Below are 16,194 nucleotides of genomic sequence, written 5' to 3' on the forward strand. Positions count from 1 at the left end.
TCTCCTTTATATGCCTTTATTATAACATTTTGGTATATTTTTTGTAAAAATAATAGCAATTAGAGCATCAAGCCGACAGCGTGTGATATAATTAGTAGAAACTTATAAGTAGGGGGGTTACCTTTTGCAATGAATTTTAACTTAGAAACACTTATTAGTTGGGAAAATGCAATGAACGTCATTGATATTGTGTTGGTTTGGTACCTTGTTTATAAGCTTATCACCATTTTAAAAGGAACACGTGCCATCCAATTATTGAAAGGCGTCTTAATTATAGTATTGATTAAGTTAGCAGCTGTCCTTTTAGGATTAAATACGATGGATTGGATCATTAACCAAGTCATTCGTTGGGGTGTTGTAGCAGTAATTGTCGTTTTCCAACCTGAAATAAGAAGAGGACTTGAACATTTAGGAAAAGCAAGCTTCCAAAATAGAGCCAATCGGATGCTACGTACGGGTGATTATTTTGTCCAAGAAGTAGATACTGCCATCCAGTATATGGCAAGGCGAAAAATTGGGGCTCTTATTTCCATTGAACTAAATGATATTTTAGACGAATATGCCAATACAGGTATTCAACTAAATAGTGATGTATCCAGTCAATTATTGATTAATATATTTATACCGAATACACCCTTGCATGATGGCGCCGTCATCATCCAAGACTTCAAAATTACTTCAGCGGCTAGTTACCTGCCTTTATCTGAAAATCCTCTTATTTCAAAGGAATTAGGGACACGTCATCGTGCTGCCATTGGATTGAGTGAAGTTTCGGATTCGATTACGATTATTGTATCTGAGGAAACAGGCGATGTGAGTATCGCGCACAATAACCGTTTAATAAGGGATATGGAACAGGAAGATTTTGTCGCTTATTTGAAAGAAGAATTAGTATTTGATGAAGAGGATGAAAAAATAAAGACGAATGCGCTTCAAGAGTTCCTTGAAAGTTTGAGATGGGGGAATTCTGAATGAATAAAAAAAATAATGATATCTTTAAAAATATCTGGTTTATACGAATTGTCTCATTATTCGTTTCAATCTTACTTTTTAGTTATGTTTATTCGGAAAATTATGGGTTAACGACTACTAACCGTAATGATTCAATTAGTACCTTAAGGAGTGAAACCATTTCTAATTTACCCATTGAGGTGAATATGAATACTGACCAATATTTTATTTCGGGATTACCAGAGACGGTGATGTTGAATTTATCCGGACCGGAAAGTGTGATTGTCCAAACTTTATCTGCTAATGATTTTAAAATTACCACAGAGGACTTGGATTTGTTAGGACCCGGTAATCACACTATTAAACTTCAGGTAGAAAATTTATCAGATGAGCTGACCTATCAAATAACGCCATCGCGTATCAATGTTCAAATTGAAGAAAAAGTTTCTTTTGAAAGCGCAGTGGAAGTTCTATTTGATTCCAGTGCAGTCGCGGATGATTACGTGGCGAAAGAGCCTATTTTAAGTCGTGAAAAAGTTGTGGTGTCTGGACCTAGTTCTACGATTGAGCGAATTGATCGCATCTATGTCCGTGTACCGGCAGACGAAACAATCATCAAGACAATAAACGAAAAAACTGTGGTACAAGTGGAAGATAGTAATCGCAACAAATTAAATGTCGTCGTCGAACCACAAGAAATTAATGTTGAAATTCCAGTTGAACCTTACAAAAAAGAAATTCCTATCCGTTTAACTCAAGTGGGAACGCCTGTAGCTGGGTTGACCTACCAGATGAGTGTTGTGGGCAATGATGAAATAACGGCGACGGGTAACAAGAAGTTACTCGCAGAAGTTGATGAAGTTCTGCTTGAAATAGATGTTAGTAAGGTTAATTCCAGTAAAATAATAACTAAAAAAATAAAACCACTTGATATTGAAGGTGCTACAATAGCACCAGAACAAGTTGAAATAGAAATTACAGTCGAAAAAGAAAAACCAGAATAAAACGAGATAGAGACAAAGGGGATTTAAAAATGAGTAAGTATTTTGGAACTGATGGTGTAAGAGGATTAGCAAATAGTGAGTTGACACCCGAATTAGCATTTAAATTAGGACGTTATGGGGGTCATGTTTTAAAACAACATGCGCCAGATATTAAAAAACCGCTCGTATTAGTGGCAAGAGATACACGTATTTCTGGTCAGCTTTTAGAGCATGCGCTGATTGCAGGACTATTATCTGTTGGTATTGAAGTCTTACAACTTGGCGTCATTACCACACCGGGTGTTGCTTATCTGACACGTGTTCAAGGTTCTGTAGCGGGGATTATGATTTCTGCATCGCATAACCCGGCGGAAGACAACGGTATTAAGTTTTTTGGATCAGATGGGTTTAAGTTATCGGATGACCAAGAACTTGAGATTGAAGCGTATCTTGATCAAGAAGAAGATGCCTTGCCACGTCCCTCTGCGGATGGATTGGGATCAGTGGATGAATACAATGAAGGAATTTTAAAATATATATCCTTCTTAAAGACAACCATTCCAGATGACTTATCTGGGTTACGCGTTTGTATCGATGGCGCACATGGTGCCTCTGTTCCCATCGTAAATCGCCTGTTTGCTGATTTAGAAACGGATTTTTATACAATGGGAGTAAAACCAAATGGAATCAACATCAATGACGGTGTTGGTTCAACGCATCCGGAAAAACTGCAAGCCTTTGTGTTAGATAAAGAAGCAGATATTGGGGTCGCGTTTGATGGCGATGGGGACCGTGTTATTGCAGTAGACGAAAATGGCGAAATAGTTGATGGCGATAAAATTATGTTTATCTGTGGTAAATTCTTAAAATCTAAAAATGAGTTAGTGAAAAATACGATTGTCTCAACCGTAATGAGTAATTTAGGGTTCCATAAAGCGGTAGAAGCTGAAGACATGGTTGCTTTGAAAACAAGAGTAGGTGACCGTTATGTGGTTCAAGAGATGCGCGAAAACGGGTATAACCTTGGTGGCGAACAGTCCGGTCATATTGTCTTTTTAGATTTAAATACAACGGGCGATGGTATTTTAACGGCTATTCAATTGATGTATGTTATGAAAGCAACTGGTAAAAAACTATCTGAACTTGCTGCTGAAGTCACTACTTATCCGCAACTCCTCGTCAATATTCGTGTCAGCGATAAACATAATGTGATGGCTATACCAACTGTGAAGGCAGTAATCGATGAAGTAGAAGCAGAAATGGCGGGAAATGGCCGCATTTTAGTACGACCAAGTGGAACAGAACCCTTGTTACGTATTATGGCAGAAGCAGAAACCGATGAAAAAACACGTGAATACGTTGAGCGCATTGCAACAGTTGTTCGTAATGAAATTGGAATTGAATAAAAAAAGTACTTAAAAAGTAAAGAAAAAAGATGAGACAGAAGTCTCGTCTTTTTTTGTTTACAAGTCAAAATAAAGGGTTCACGAATATAAATATGTTAAAATACTTCTAAGATTAAAATAACGAGTAAGGGGATAATCGAGATGAAAAAAGAAGCATTAGTTATTGTCGATATGAGTAATGATTTTGTAGCAGATGAAGGCTCATTAACAGTAGGCAAACCTGCGCAAGCCGTTGTACCGTATATTATTGAACTAGGTAATCAATTCATCGAAAACGGACAGCCGGTTGTCGTGGCCATGGATGCGCATCAACCGAACGATCCTCATTTTGATTTGTGGCCGGTCCATAACGTTGTGGGGACGAAAGGTCAGGAACTCTATGGGCAATTAAATGAATGGTATCAAGAAAATAAACAAGACATCACCTATCTTCCTAAAGAAAATTATAATGCTTTCTTTAAAACCGGTTTAGCGGAACAATTGAAGGAAAATCAGGTAGGAAAAGTTCACGTGGTTGGAGTGACAACGGATATTTGTGATTTTTTAACGATTGGTGGCGCTGATGCTGAAGGGTTTAAAACAGCTATTCACAAACAAGGCGTGGCAACTTTTACAGATTTAGAAATAACGATGTTAAACCACATGGTTCGCTGCTTTCACACTGAAATCATAGAATAAGGAGTGGAGAACAAAATGAAACGAGGTCTATTCTTAAAAACGGCAGCAATTACAGGGATTGCAGCAGCCTCCTATTTAGCTGTTGGTAACTATTTTTATGATTTTGCGTTAAAAGTTAAAGGTGAAAAAGACTTTGAAGATGAGGAAGCAGATCCAGAAAAAAATCCTGCCATCGACTCAGAAGTTGAAGCAGCCGCTCAAGAAGCAGATCGACTGTTTCTCAAAGAAAACCCACCTGTAGAACGACATATCATTTCGCCTGATTTTAAAAAATTACGACTTTCCGCATCTTTTTATCCAAATAAAGAAACAAGTCATAAATACGCTATACTCTTTCATGGGTATACTGGAAGCAACGAAGAAATGCTTCGATGGGTAAGAGGATTTTCTAAGAAAAATTTCCATGTTCTCACACCCGATTTTCGTGGACACGGGCAAAGTGAAGGGAATTACATCGGGATGGGTTGGCCAGATCGCTTCGATATTTTAGCTTGGATTGATGCTGTTATAGAAGAAGACTCTAAAGCAGAAATTGTTTTATTAGGTCTTTCAATGGGAGCCGCAGCGGTTATGATGGCATCTGGCGAAACACTTCCAAATAATGTAAAAGTCATTGTGGAAGACAGCGGTTATAGTACTGTTAAAAAGGTTTTCTCACACCAATTAGATGAGATATTTGGTTTGCCAGCTTTTCCGATTATGAACGCTGCTAATACAATGACAAAGCTTCGTGCTGGCTATGCCTTATTTCAAGCCTCTGCTATTAAGCAAATAAAAAAAAGTCAGACTCCCATTCTATTCATCCATGGCAAGGATGATACCTTTGTACCTTTTAGAATGTTAGATGACCTTTATAACGCCGCAAGAGTAGAAAAAGAAAAATTAGTTGTGCCAGGGGCAGGCCATGGGGAATCCATTATGGTAGCACCCCAATTATATTGGCGCACTGTATGGGATTTTGTCGACCGCTTTTTCGAATGATAAAAAATACCAAGCATCCATTGCGGAATGTTCAGACCCTGGAAGTGGTTTATTTAAGAGATGGAAACCAAACTTTTCGTAAAGTTTACAAGCAGCGGATAATTCAAAAAGTGTTTCTAAATAACAAGCTTGGTAATGCTGAGCTGCAAAGGCTAAGGCTACTTCCATGAGATGATTAGCGTAACCATAACCTTGGAAATTATCCTTTATATATAATTTTTGTAACTCGCAAATACCATTGCTATAAGGAGCGATTCCAACTCCGCCGATGACTTGTTGATCAATTTCTATAACCCAATAGGCTGCTGCCTCTAAACTTTGATAATGGTGGGTTAAGTCATCGAGTTGTGGATCAAAATAAGCAGTACCAGGAAGGTCGAACCCTCGTTTTTTTAGAGAATCTTGAATAATTGTTTTTATAACGAGATTATCAGCTTTATTTATGTTACGAATCAGCATCGAGGTCCCTCCTTTTTTCCAAGTCTAACTAATAAACTAACGTTGGTCAATAATAAACCATTGTTATAAAAGTGAGGAAGTAATAGTTCCTTACTCTTTTTTTACTTTTGTTTGAACGAAAGTGATTGATTGTGAATGAATTTGATGTTATAGTGGCGGTGCGAGGTGATGAGAGTGCTTACAGAAGAGCGGCAGCAATATATACTTGAGAAATTAGACCGTGAACACATTGTAAAATTAAATGATTTAACAAAGCAGTTAAACTGTTCGATATCAACTGTTAGACGAGACTTATCACAGTTAGAAGAAAAGGGATTACTTATCCGGGTTCATGGTGGTGCCAAACGGAATTATTCAATTCAGACGGAAATAGAAATGGAAGAAAAACGTTCCAAAAACGTTCAATCAAAACAGCTAATTGGTCAATTAGCTGCTTCCATTATCAAAGATCAAGAAATTATTTATTTAGACGCTGGCACTACGACTTATGAAATTATTCCCTATTTAAAGGAGTTTACAGATTTAAAAGTGATAACCAATGGCTTAGCGCATGCACAATTGCTAACAGATTTGCATATTGAAACGATTCAAATTGGTGGCCAAGTGAAAGAAAAGACTCAAGCGATTATTGGTTCGGTTGCACAAAAACAGTTGCAACAGTATCGATTTAATAAAGCATTCATCGGAATCAATGGAATTGATTACGAATATGGCTATACAACTCCTGACTTGGAAGAAGCTGCGATGAAAAAATTAGCCGGAAAACAGGCGAATCAATGTTTTGTAGTAGCAGACCATACAAAATTTCACCATGTTAGCTTTGCCAAAGTAGGAGAACTAGATGATTACTCTTTGCTGACCGATTATGTCAACGATAAAGATAAACGACAGCTTGGTAAAGAGATTAAAATATGGGAGGCGAAAAAATGATCTACACAGTAACGTTGAATCCGTCTATTGATTACATTATCGGTGTCGATAATCTTTCGATGGGTACGCTCAATCGCTTTGAAAGTAGCGAAATGTTACCAGGAGGAAAAGGGATTAATGTTTCACGTATTCTTAAAAGATTAAACCATGAAACAATAGCGTTAGGATTTCTAGGTGGCTTTACGGGTGCATTTATCGAAGACAGCCTGGCTCGGGAATCAGTTGCAACGAAATTTATTAAAATTTCCGAACCCACTCGGATAAACGTCAAGATAAAATCCAATGTTGAAACAGAGTTAAATGGTAATGGACCTCATATAACGACACAAGCGAGTGATCAATTAATAGACACGTTAAGAACAGCTCACCAGGAGGATATTGTGATTCTTTCCGGTAGCAAGGCAGCAAATCTACCAGAAAACTACTATCAAGAAATTATTGAAAATTTAACGAGCGAATTTATTATCGACACAACAGGAAAAGAATTACGGCAAGCCTTAGCTTATAAACCTTTGCTTGTGAAACCGAACCATCACGAGTTAGCCGATTTGTTTGAAGTCACGATTTCTTCAGAAGCAGAATTAATGACTTACGGAAAAAAACTTCTGACCAAAGGCGCACAATATGCCATTATTTCTATGGCTGAAAAAGGCGCCCTATTGTTTACGCAAGATGGCGTTTATCAAGGGAGTGCTCCTAAAGGTCAGGTTCAAAATTCTGTAGGCGCAGGAGATTCGATGATTGCTGGTTTTGCTGGAACCTATGCGGAAACAGCGGATGCAATTGCGGCGTTTCGAATGGGACTCGCTTGTGGAAGTGCAACAGCATTTGAGAAAGATTTAGCAACTGCTGAACAAATAAAAAAATTATTACCAGAAATTACCATAACAAAAGTAATAAGGAGTGAGGAAAAATGAAAATTAAAGACGTATTACTAAAAGAGTTAATGATTATGGATTTACAGGCTAACTCCAAGGAAGCAGCTATTGACGAAATGGTTGAAAAATTATTTGAGAACGGCGTCATTGATAATATCGCAACCTTTAAAGCGGGTATCATGAAACGTGAAGCGGAAACCTCAACAGGTTTAGGCGATGGGGTTGCTATGCCACATGCCAAGAATGCCGCTGTAAAAAAACCTGCTGTTCTTTTTGCAAAGAGTGTATCCGGTCTTGATTATGAATCTTTAGATGGACAACCGGCTCATCTCTTCTTTATGATTGCCGCACCTGAAGGTGGAAATGACGTTCATCTACAAGTGTTAGCAGCCTTATCTCGTTCTTTGATTGATCCAGATTTACTAACAAACTTAAAACAAGCAGAAACACCAGAAGAAGTGCACGCCTTGTTCGACCAAAAAGAAGCTGAAAGAGAACAAGAAGAGGCAAAAGAAATGCCAGCCACCAATACGCGCCCACTGATTTTAGCGGTGACCGCTTGCCCAACCGGAATTGCACATACTTATATGGCTGAAGATGCACTAAAGAAAAAAGCTAAAGAAATGAATGTTGACATACGAGTTGAAACAAATGGTTCAGAAGGAATCAAAAATCCTTTAACAAAAGATGAAATCGATCGTGCAGTCGGCGTTATTGTTGCAGCTGACAAAAAAGTTGAACTGAATCGTTTTTCAGGAAAGCATTTGATTCAACGTCCAGTAAGTGATGGTATTAATAAAACAGAAGAGCTCATCAATAAAGCATTGAGCGAACAAGCACCTATATTCCAAGTTGATGGTACAAGTGAGCCAACTGCCAATACCGAAAAAAATTCAATTGGATCAACCATTTATAAAGACTTAATGAATGGAATTTCGCACATGCTACCCTTTGTGGTAGGTGGAGGGATCCTCTTAGCAATTTCCTTCTTATTCGAAAACTCATTTGGTCAAGAAAGTGAACTTTTCATTGCTTTTAATACAATTGGAGGAACGGCATTCAACTTCCTCATTCCAATTTTAGCAGGTTACATCGCCATGAGTATTGCAGATAGACCCGGCTTACTGCCAGGTATGGCAGGTGGGTTGCTTGCAGTTAATAGTAATGCTGGTTTCCTGGGTGGGTTAGTGGCAGGTTTCCTTGCCGGTTATATCGTTCTTGGCTTGAGAAAAGCGTTTAAAGGATTGCCACGATCTCTAGATGGGTTAAAACCTATTTTAATCTACCCAGTATTGGGGCTTTTGATAACTGGTTTACTCATGTACTTCCTAATCGGTCCTGTTTTTGCAACGATAAATAATGCTATGCTACAGTTTTTAGAGAACTTAGGAACCGGTAATACAGTTATACTGGGTCTATTACTAGGTGGAATGATGGCGATTGATATGGGTGGGCCCTTTAATAAAGCTGCTTATGCTTTCTCAATTGGAATTTTTACTGATACTGGTGATGGTAGCTTTATGGCCGCAGTTATGGCTGGCGGTATGGTTCCACCGCTAGCAATTGGTTTAGCAACTGTTTTATTCAAAAATAAATTCACTACTGCTCAAAGACAATCAGGTCTTTCTAACTTCGTAATGGGAGCGTCCTTTATCACTGAAGGAGCCATTCCTTTTGCAGCAGCGGATCCACTTCGGGTCATTGGGTCGTCTATAATCGGTTCAGCTATTGCGGGTGGTTTGACACAATTGTGGAATGTCTCTATCCCAGCTCCTCACGGCGGATTATTCGTGATTGGTCTAGTGGAGCATCCATGGTTCTTCCTAATTGCGCTTGTCGCTGGAACGCTAGTAGCGGCAATCATGTTAGGGTTATGGAAACCAGTAGTTGTTGAAGAATAAGTATTAACAGACTCTAGGAAAAAGACATTGAGCCAATGTCTCTTTTCTAGACTTTTTTGTTTATGATGAATTGTAATATTAAGTGCAACACCTAGGTAAAATAAAAGAAACCCATGACGACCTCGTGTAGAATGGAGTTACCACACAACATTCGACTGGAGGACTCGCCATGAGCTACACTCATTTTACCATAGCCGAACGCTCAAAAATAGAAACGCTTCGTGATCTAGGTTTTTCGATCCGCCGGATCGCTCGAATCCTTGGTCGTGCCCCTTCTTCTGTTTCACGGGAACTGAACAGGAACCCATATTATCAGTGTGATCAGGCACAGGAACGCTATAAACAAAAGAAAGCGAACTGTGGAGCAAAATCAAAGTTGACTTCTGAAATCAAAAAAAAGGTTCAGGAAAAACTAACTCTTACCTGGTCTCCAGAACAAATTGTAGGCCGGCTATTTCAAGGGAAAATTTCTTTCAAAACAATCTATCGCTGGCTCTATTACGGTCTCTTACAAGTTCCATTGTCCGTTCTGAGACAAAAAGGCAAACGACAGAAACCAAAAGAAACCAGAGGAAGATTCAATATCGGAACCTCTATTTCAAAACGACCAAAAGACGTCAAGAAGCGAACGACCTTCGGTCACTGGGAGCTGGACACCGTCGTATCAGGACGCGGACAGGCAAAAGGTTGCGTTGCTACTTTCCTAGAGAGGAAAAGCCGCTGGTACCTCGCCATCAAAATACCCAACCGTTCCGCTTCCTCAATGGAAGGGGCTATACGAAAACTGACTACGCTTTTTCCTGAAACTGCCTTCCAAAGTTTTACGACAGACAGAGGAAAGGAATTCAGCTGTTATCCTGTCATTGAAGAAGACTTAAGCATCCCTGTTTATTTCGCAGATCCTTATTCTTCTTGGCAACGAGGAAGCAATGAAAACAGTAATGGACTCCTGAGGGAGTTCTTTCCGAAGAGAACCAACTTTGATCATGTGGAACAGGAAGAACTTCAAAAAGCTTTGTACCTGATTAATAATAGACCAAGAAAATGTCTTGGCTACCGAACACCTCACGAGGTCTTTATGGAAGAGGTGTTGCACTTAATTTGACAAACTATCTTATAAAAAAATGCTTATACCCACAGACGTATATAAGTGTTGTTGAAAATGATTTGTGATATGCTTAAATTAATCCGAATAATTAAAAAAAGGAGGAACGTATTATTTTATTAATATTATCCAATCCTGTTGTTATACCCGTTTTACTATTGATTAGTGGGTCAGGTATTTGGTGGCTTCTCTCTGCTAGTGAACGGTCACTTAAGTTAAAAATCCTTTCCAAATTTAATGATGAAATATTCCGTTTTTTATTAATAGCTTTTGTCAGCAATGTTTTATTTCATTTATCGGATGTTCTGCAAGCACCTTATCAAGCACTCTTACTAACCAAAGAACCAATTTCCCTAGCAGTCGTTATCGCTGTTACTTACAATTTGTGGGAATTATTACCAAAAATAGTAGGTAAACCGGCACTCTTAGTTTCCGTTTTACAATTTATTTTTTTACAGTTTTTCACTCAACCATTTATTTTACTATAGTCTCTATAACAGTTCGAAACTACTTACGTTAGCTAGCCTAAACATCATTTTACTCATTACGATTACCTTTATTAAATTGCAGAACTGGCAACAGATGGGATTAATATTAGGTAGTGCAATAGGGAACCTTGTTTTGATGAATGGGAGTCGTGTCCTTTATTTTGGCTTCGTGTTCACACCCGAGCTCTTAGTTACAACGACTTTTCTATTTATTATTATTATTTTTGTTAGGAGGAAACAGCTATCGAAACAGACTTAACAAGTTGGATAGCCTTTGCTGCAGGTTCTTTATCTTTTTTATCACCTTGTACATTGCCTTTGTTACCCTTGTATATTTCCTATATTACAGGACTAAATGTTCAGCAAATAAAAGAAGATACTTCGCTTTCAGTTAGGCGTAATATTATGTTACATTCTCTAGTTTTTTTATTAGGTGTTTCAACTGTCTATATAACGCTTGGATTAGGTGTCAGCTATCTCGGTAACTTATTTGGTTCTATCATGACTGGTCCCACCAGTGTACTTTTGCAGAGACTAGCTGGCTTATTAATTATTATTATGGGACTCGTTACTCTGGGCTATTTGAAAATCCCATTACTCTTGAGCGATTATCGAAAGCTTCAAACACAATCCGGAGTCAGTTTTCTGTCTACCTTTCTCATTGGGTTAGGTTTTGCATCAGGGTGGACGCCTTGTATCGGTCCAATTTTTTCATCTATTCTATTACTTGGTAATGCGATGGGTTCCCCACCAGTTTTATATTTATTTATGTATATACTCGGATTCTCCTTACCTTTTCTATTTGTTTCTTTTTTTATTGGGAGACTAAAGTCAATTTTAAAATATAGTGAAGTACTGATGAAAATTGGTGGTTGGATGATGATTTTATTCGGGATTTTATTAATGACAGGTAAACTAGAGGCATTATCAATTGGTATATTGAATTTACTAGAGGGAACGCCATTCGAGCGTCTCGGTTAGGAGAGTAATGATGCAGAAAAAAATAATTTGGACTCTATTAGGAGTAGGTTTTTTATGGATTCTGTTTGATTTTGGAAAAGAGCTATATTCAAATAATGAATCGAAAGAAGCACAACTATCACAAAGTATTGAAACAGATGAAGAAGAATCACTCGCGCCACCAATAGCTCAGACAGGTATTAAGATTGGACAAGTGGCTTATGATTTTGAACTCCAAGATATGGCAGGTAATCAAGTAAAACTTTCTGATTATCGTGGGAAGAAAGTCTTTTTGAATTTTTGGGCTAGCTGGTGTCCACCTTGTAAAGCAGAAATGCCCCATCTTCAAGAATTTTCGGATGAACAAGATGAAACAGTTGTGTTGGGTGTAAATGTGACAACATCAGAAAACAATCCAGGTGATGTTGAAGTGTTTCTAGAAGAATACGCTATTAGTTTTACTAACCTGTATGGTACCGTCAAACAATTTCAACAATATCAAGTCCAATCCATGCCAACTTCATACTTAATTGGGTCGGATGGAATCATATATGAGCGTATTGTCGGTCCGGTTACAAAAGATATGCTGGAAACTAAATTTTCTATGATTAAATGAGAAAACTATGAGACAAAGATGGTTGAACCTGATAAACTTAGGTCAAACCATCTTTATTTTATTAGTAGTATTAAGAAGAATGAAGGAGGAATAGGAGTATGAACGAGCAAGTAAAAGTGTTCGCTAAAATGATAGCAGAATCGAATAAAATTGTCGTTTTTTCAGGTGCTGGGATTAGTACAGCAAGTGGTATTCCCGATTTTAGATCTTCAGGAGGAATTTACGACCAAATAAAGAATCGGCGCTACTCAGGCGAAGAAGCTTTGAGTGTTAGATTTATGGAAAGAAATCCACGTATGTTTTTTGAAAATATGCAGAAAAACTTATCTTTCCCAGATGCAAAACCGAACTTTGGGCACCGTTTTTTTAGCGAATTAGAAAACATGAACAAAGAAGTGACCATTATCACTCAAAATATTGACGATTTACATGAAAAGGCTGGAAGTTCAAAGGTCTTGCCCCTTCATGGGAGTATAAATAGATGGGTGACTAGTCAGGGGCAAAAACCAGTTGCAAACGGTGAAGTACATTCTCAAGACGGAATTGCTGTTGATAGTCAAGGACGCTCTGTCCGACCGGATATTGTTTTGTATGGTGAACAATTAAATCAGGTTACTATGCAGGCAGCGAGTCAAGCTATTCAAGAAGCAGATTTATTAATCGTAGTTGGAACCAGTTTAATGGTAACCCCTGCATCATTTTTCGTTGATGCGTTTCAAGGGCGTTATGCGGTTCTTATTAACCAAACAGAAGTTCCTCAAATGAATCGCTTTGATCTTGTTGTGAAAGAAAAGAGTAGTGATTTTTTAAGGAAGGTTTGGGAATGTATTCAAAACAAATAAAACGTAAAAAAGAGCACTCATTTCGAGTGGCTCTTCAAAGGTTTAATAGTTTTGTGGAGGTGTTGGTGGGATATTTCCTTGACGACGATACTGAGAAGGCGTCATATTGGAAAGCTCACGGAATGTTTTAGAGAAATGTGAAGGGGATTGGAACCCAACAAGATGGGCAATATCTGCAATAGCAATATTTGTATTGCGAAGCATTTTTTGTGCTTCATCGATGCGGATATGGATAAGATAATCGATGGGTGACATCCCAACTTCTTGCTTAAAGATACGAATTAAATAGAATTTGTTTATATGAACTAATTCAACTAAATCGTCTAAAGTAATATTTTTGTGATAATTAATTTTCATAAAGTTTTTAACAATTTGGATTTCTTTATGGTTCTTTTTGTTTAGAGAGTTGCGAATAGAGAAACGTTCATTACGTAATAAATGGATGAGAATAATCTCCACATAGCGCTTAGCGACTTCTTCATAACCTAGTTTTTTATTAGCAATCTCATCTGTTAAGGCAGAAATAAATGGTTCATTCTCAACATCTGCTTCATTATGAATATAGTGAGAAAATTCAGCTTCAGAATCATTGACTTCTGAAAATTCTAAACCTTGAATCCCAATTTCAGTTATTTCAATCGCAGATTGATCTTCTAGATCCCAGTAGTAATCTACATTAGGATTAATCAAAATAATTTGATTTTTTCTGACAGGCTCGGAACTATTTTTAAAAGTTAATGTGGCTGTTCCATTATGGATAAAAATCATTTTAACATAAGTCTGTTTCTGGAAGGTTGTTGATTGTTCAGGTGTAATCTTGATTTTATCGGCAGAAAGGGTTTTTAGCGATAAGTTTTTTATATTTGACATTGTATACATAAGAAGCCTCCTTTGGCTAAGATGATAATGATCCATGGTCACAACTATTTGTTATAGGGTTAGTCCCATAATATCTTAAAAATACAAAATGTCTAGTAATTTATTCGTAATAACTAAAAAATAAATAAATAAATTGATTAGACACTCTAAATTTTTTTAGTTTAAAAAATCTTTATTTTTCATATTTCAGAAAAAATAGATGTAGAAAAACCACAAATCATAGTATAACATATGTTATTCTGAATGAAAATATAAATTAACAAATAATCGTTTTAGGTAAATTAATAAAAGATAATTTATTGATAGGAGGGAAAAAAATGAGACTTTTTAAAAAGATGCAAGATGGAATGCTAGCAATTGCAAACTCATTGACGCGCTATCCAATGACTATTATTTGGCTTTTGGGAATGAGTATCATGAATGCAATTCAAATCCAAGAGGATATTGATTCTTATAGTCGTTTGCTGTTTACTTTTTCTATTGGAGCTTTACTAGCTATGGTTGGACAACAGGTTTATGAGCGTTTCTTCCATAAAAAAAGTGAGCGATGGATAATGGTAGCAATCACAACGTTACTTACTGCCCTCTACTATTTCACTCTACCGCAAGAAGACACCTATCAAATGATTTATCCAGTCCGAACCATTGTTTTGTTGTTTGCCCTATTTATTTCCTTTATCTGGATTCCGACTATCAAAAATAAGGTCATTTATTTTCACCAAAATATAATGGCGGTTTTTAAGGCAGCAATGTTAACGCTCCTTTTTGCTGGTGTTCTGGCTATTGGCGTCTACACTGTTTTAGGTAGTATTGATTTTTTATTATTCAATTTAGATTATCGGGTATACTTACACGCCATGAATATTATCTGGACCTTATTTGCGACAAGTTACTTTCTCTCTCAAATTCCTGATTACAGCAGTGGTATGACCATTGAATTAAAAGAAGCGTTTGAAGTACCACGTTTTCTAGAGGTCCTTTTGACTTTTATTGTAATTCCCATCGTTGCAGTTTATACAGTCGTCCTGTTTCTATATGTGATCTTAAATATCAGAAGTGAATTTTGGACGGATAACTTATTAGAACCCTTACTTATTTCTTACGCGATTATCGTTATTCTTGTTTACTTGTTAGTGAGTAACATTGAACATAAATATAGTCAGATATTTCAGCGTTTGTTTCCTAAAATTATGTTGATCGTTGTTCTTTTTCAAACCATTGCTAGTATTTTAAAAATTCAAGATTATGGTATCACAGCCGGTCGCTATTACGTCATCCTTTTTGGTATTTTTGCCATAGCAGCTGGCGTTTTATTTAGCTTCTTTACCCGGGATAAAAATGGATTAATCGCTCCTATTTTGATTTTACTGTCAGTGGTTTCAGTTATGCCCCCAATTGATGCCTTTACGGTTGCTCAAAACAGTCAAATGAGATTGTTAGAGACAACACTGACAGATAATGAGATGCTGATTGAAGGTGTAATTAAGCCAAATCCAGATATTCCCCTAAAGGATAAAGTTAAAATCACTAAAAGTGTCGAGTATTTAGGTAGTTGGCATGATTTTGAAGAGGTTTCCTATTTGCCGGATGATTTTGAAATTTATAGTGATTTTCAGGATCTCTTTGGGTTCCCAATGGTCTATTCTCTTTCCCCAGATGATCCAGATAGTTCAGAAAGTAATTTTGTCTACTATGACTGGGGTGAAGAAACGACTATTCCATTAGAAGGAGCAGACTACCTCGTTCGTTTAGGGCTATACAATGCCGAAGAGACAGATGTTCAAACAAATGTTGGTGAAAATTATCAGTTATTGGTTTCAAGAGAAGGGAAGTACTTCTTGTTAACAGTAAAAGATCGGGCTGGGTCAGTCGGGATGGTTTTTGATACAGAGGACTTAATTGTGAAGGCTTTTGAAAACTACACGGAAAATGTTGAAGGTGGTAATATCGATTTAGAAACAATTACTCAAGTAAAAGAAAATGAGCGGATAAGAATTAAAGTTATTGCATCGCAGTTGGATGAATATCAAGAAGAAATATCCGGTGAGTTATTCGTCTTTATCACTTTTAAATAAGGTACCAAGGTCTGAATCTGAAACGATTCGGACCTTTTTTATGACTCTTTATAAATCCTTTA

16 protein-coding genes are annotated in these 16,194 nt (G+C 37.2%); 14 read left to right on the top strand and 2 right to left on the bottom strand.

The features are described 5' to 3' along the window. The first annotated feature begins 129 nt into the window (after positions 1–129). The 5 genes from cdaA (at position 130) to BW727_RS10120 (ending at position 4,999) form a co-directional block, all read left to right on the top strand. A complete protein-coding gene (cdaA, locus tag BW727_RS10100; protein ID WP_062469188.1) occupies positions 130–975 on the top strand; it encodes a diadenylate cyclase CdaA in 846 nt (281 codons plus the stop codon). Further along, the gene (locus BW727_RS10105; protein WP_062469191.1) at positions 972–1,955 is read left to right on the top strand and encodes a CdaR family protein; all 984 of its coding nucleotides are present in this window, start codon (positions 972–974) and stop codon (positions 1,953–1,955) included. The genes cdaA and BW727_RS10105 overlap by 4 nt, the downstream gene beginning before the upstream one ends. Positions 1,956–1,984: 29 nt before the next feature. Next, positions 1,985–3,340, top strand: a complete 1,356-nt coding sequence (gene glmM / locus BW727_RS10110) for a phosphoglucosamine mutase (RefSeq protein WP_062469193.1) — start codon at positions 1,985–1,987, stop codon at positions 3,338–3,340. A gap of 141 nt (positions 3,341–3,481) precedes the next feature. Then, positions 3,482–4,018 (top strand): cysteine hydrolase family protein, encoded by a 537-nt coding sequence (locus tag BW727_RS10115; protein WP_062469196.1) that lies wholly within the window; start codon positions 3,482–3,484, stop codon positions 4,016–4,018. A gap of 15 nt (positions 4,019–4,033) precedes the next feature. After that, positions 4,034–4,999, top strand: coding sequence for an alpha/beta hydrolase (locus BW727_RS10120; RefSeq protein WP_062469199.1), 966 nt, complete (start codon positions 4,034–4,036; stop codon positions 4,997–4,999). Here the strand turns inward: BW727_RS10120 and BW727_RS10125 are convergent. Beyond that, the gene (locus BW727_RS10125) at positions 4,952–5,458 is read right to left on the bottom strand and encodes a GNAT family N-acetyltransferase (RefSeq protein ID WP_062469201.1); all 507 of its coding nucleotides are present in this window, start codon (positions 5,456–5,458) and stop codon (positions 4,952–4,954) included. The two genes, BW727_RS10120 and BW727_RS10125, sit on opposite strands and share 48 nt — an antisense overlap. A 168-nt stretch (positions 5,459–5,626) precedes the next feature. On the opposite strand from BW727_RS10125, the gene BW727_RS10130 reads away from it, so the two are divergent. The 8 genes from BW727_RS10130 (at position 5,627) to BW727_RS10165 (ending at position 13,178) form a co-directional block, all read left to right on the top strand. Next, a complete protein-coding gene (locus tag BW727_RS10130) occupies positions 5,627–6,388 on the top strand; it encodes a DeoR/GlpR family DNA-binding transcription regulator (protein ID WP_062469204.1) in 762 nt (253 codons plus the stop codon). Further along, positions 6,385–7,305 carry a 1-phosphofructokinase gene (gene pfkB / locus BW727_RS10135; RefSeq protein WP_062469207.1) on the top strand — a complete coding sequence of 307 codons (921 nt, stop codon included), beginning with the start codon at positions 6,385–6,387 and terminating at the stop codon, positions 7,303–7,305. Before BW727_RS10130 ends, pfkB begins: the two co-directional genes overlap by 4 nt. Then, entirely contained in the window at positions 7,302–9,167 is a 1,866-nt protein-coding gene (locus BW727_RS10140; protein ID WP_062469210.1) for a PTS fructose transporter subunit IIABC, read from the top strand. The genes pfkB and BW727_RS10140 overlap by 4 nt, the downstream gene beginning before the upstream one ends. 169 nt (positions 9,168–9,336) lie before the next feature. After that, entirely contained in the window at positions 9,337–10,272 is a 936-nt protein-coding gene (locus BW727_RS10145) for an IS30 family transposase (RefSeq protein WP_077795855.1), read from the top strand. A 158-nt stretch (positions 10,273–10,430) separates the two neighbouring features. Continuing rightward, positions 10,431–10,760 carry a hypothetical protein gene (locus BW727_RS10150; protein ID WP_062471657.1) on the top strand — a complete coding sequence of 110 codons (330 nt, stop codon included), beginning with the start codon at positions 10,431–10,433 and terminating at the stop codon, positions 10,758–10,760. A 267-nt stretch (positions 10,761–11,027) separates the two neighbouring features. Further along, the gene (locus BW727_RS10155) at positions 11,028–11,741 is read left to right on the top strand and encodes a cytochrome c biogenesis CcdA family protein (protein WP_227807271.1); all 714 of its coding nucleotides are present in this window, start codon (positions 11,028–11,030) and stop codon (positions 11,739–11,741) included. A gap of 10 nt (positions 11,742–11,751) precedes the next feature. Then, on the top strand, positions 11,752–12,336 hold the full coding sequence (locus BW727_RS10160; RefSeq protein WP_062471651.1) for a TlpA family protein disulfide reductase: 585 nt from the start codon (positions 11,752–11,754) through the stop codon (positions 12,334–12,336). Positions 12,337–12,434: 98 nt separating this feature from the next. Next, a complete protein-coding gene (locus BW727_RS10165; RefSeq protein ID WP_062471648.1) occupies positions 12,435–13,178 on the top strand; it encodes an NAD-dependent protein deacylase in 744 nt (247 codons plus the stop codon). 42 nt (positions 13,179–13,220) lie between these two features. Here the strand turns inward: BW727_RS10165 and BW727_RS10170 are convergent, their stop codons facing one another. Next, positions 13,221–14,057, bottom strand: a complete 837-nt coding sequence (locus BW727_RS10170) for a helix-turn-helix transcriptional regulator (RefSeq protein ID WP_062471645.1) — start codon at positions 14,055–14,057, stop codon at positions 13,221–13,223. 317 nt (positions 14,058–14,374) lie between these two features. On the opposite strand from BW727_RS10170, the gene BW727_RS10175 reads away from it, so the two are divergent. Then, positions 14,375–16,132, top strand: coding sequence for a DUF4153 domain-containing protein (locus BW727_RS10175; RefSeq protein WP_062471642.1), 1,758 nt, complete (start codon positions 14,375–14,377; stop codon positions 16,130–16,132). Positions 16,133–16,194 lie beyond the last annotated feature (62 nt).

The organism is Jeotgalibaca dankookensis, from assembly GCF_002005405.1.
GTDB lineage: Bacteria > Bacillota > Bacilli > Lactobacillales > Aerococcaceae > Jeotgalibaca > Jeotgalibaca dankookensis.

What these genes read in the sequence shown, in the direction of transcription:
- pfkB (WP_062469207.1), top strand. Translation starts at nt 6,385, where the DNA reads ATGATCTACACAGTAACGTTGAATCCGTCTATTGATTACATTATCGGT.
- BW727_RS10170 (WP_062471645.1), bottom strand. Translation starts at nt 14,057, where the DNA reads ATGTATACAATGTCAAATATAAAAAACTTATCGCTAAAAACCCTTTCT.
- glmM (WP_062469193.1), top strand. Translation starts at nt 1,985, where the DNA reads ATGAGTAAGTATTTTGGAACTGATGGTGTAAGAGGATTAGCAAATAGT.
- BW727_RS10175 (WP_062471642.1), top strand. Translation starts at nt 14,375, where the DNA reads ATGAGACTTTTTAAAAAGATGCAAGATGGAATGCTAGCAATTGCAAAC.
- BW727_RS10160 (WP_062471651.1), top strand. Translation starts at nt 11,752, where the DNA reads ATGCAGAAAAAAATAATTTGGACTCTATTAGGAGTAGGTTTTTTATGG.
- BW727_RS10105 (WP_062469191.1), top strand. Translation starts at nt 972, where the DNA reads ATGAATAAAAAAAATAATGATATCTTTAAAAATATCTGGTTTATACGA.
- BW727_RS10140 (WP_062469210.1), top strand. Translation starts at nt 7,302, where the DNA reads ATGAAAATTAAAGACGTATTACTAAAAGAGTTAATGATTATGGATTTA.
- BW727_RS10130 (WP_062469204.1), top strand. Translation starts at nt 5,627, where the DNA reads ATGAGAGTGCTTACAGAAGAGCGGCAGCAATATATACTTGAGAAATTA.
- BW727_RS10165 (WP_062471648.1), top strand. Translation starts at nt 12,435, where the DNA reads ATGAACGAGCAAGTAAAAGTGTTCGCTAAAATGATAGCAGAATCGAAT.
- BW727_RS10125 (WP_062469201.1), bottom strand. Translation starts at nt 5,458, where the DNA reads ATGCTGATTCGTAACATAAATAAAGCTGATAATCTCGTTATAAAAACA.
- cdaA (WP_062469188.1), top strand. Translation starts at nt 130, where the DNA reads ATGAATTTTAACTTAGAAACACTTATTAGTTGGGAAAATGCAATGAAC.
- BW727_RS10115 (WP_062469196.1), top strand. Translation starts at nt 3,482, where the DNA reads ATGAAAAAAGAAGCATTAGTTATTGTCGATATGAGTAATGATTTTGTA.
- BW727_RS10145 (WP_077795855.1), top strand. Translation starts at nt 9,337, where the DNA reads ATGAGCTACACTCATTTTACCATAGCCGAACGCTCAAAAATAGAAACG.
- BW727_RS10120 (WP_062469199.1), top strand. Translation starts at nt 4,034, where the DNA reads ATGAAACGAGGTCTATTCTTAAAAACGGCAGCAATTACAGGGATTGCA.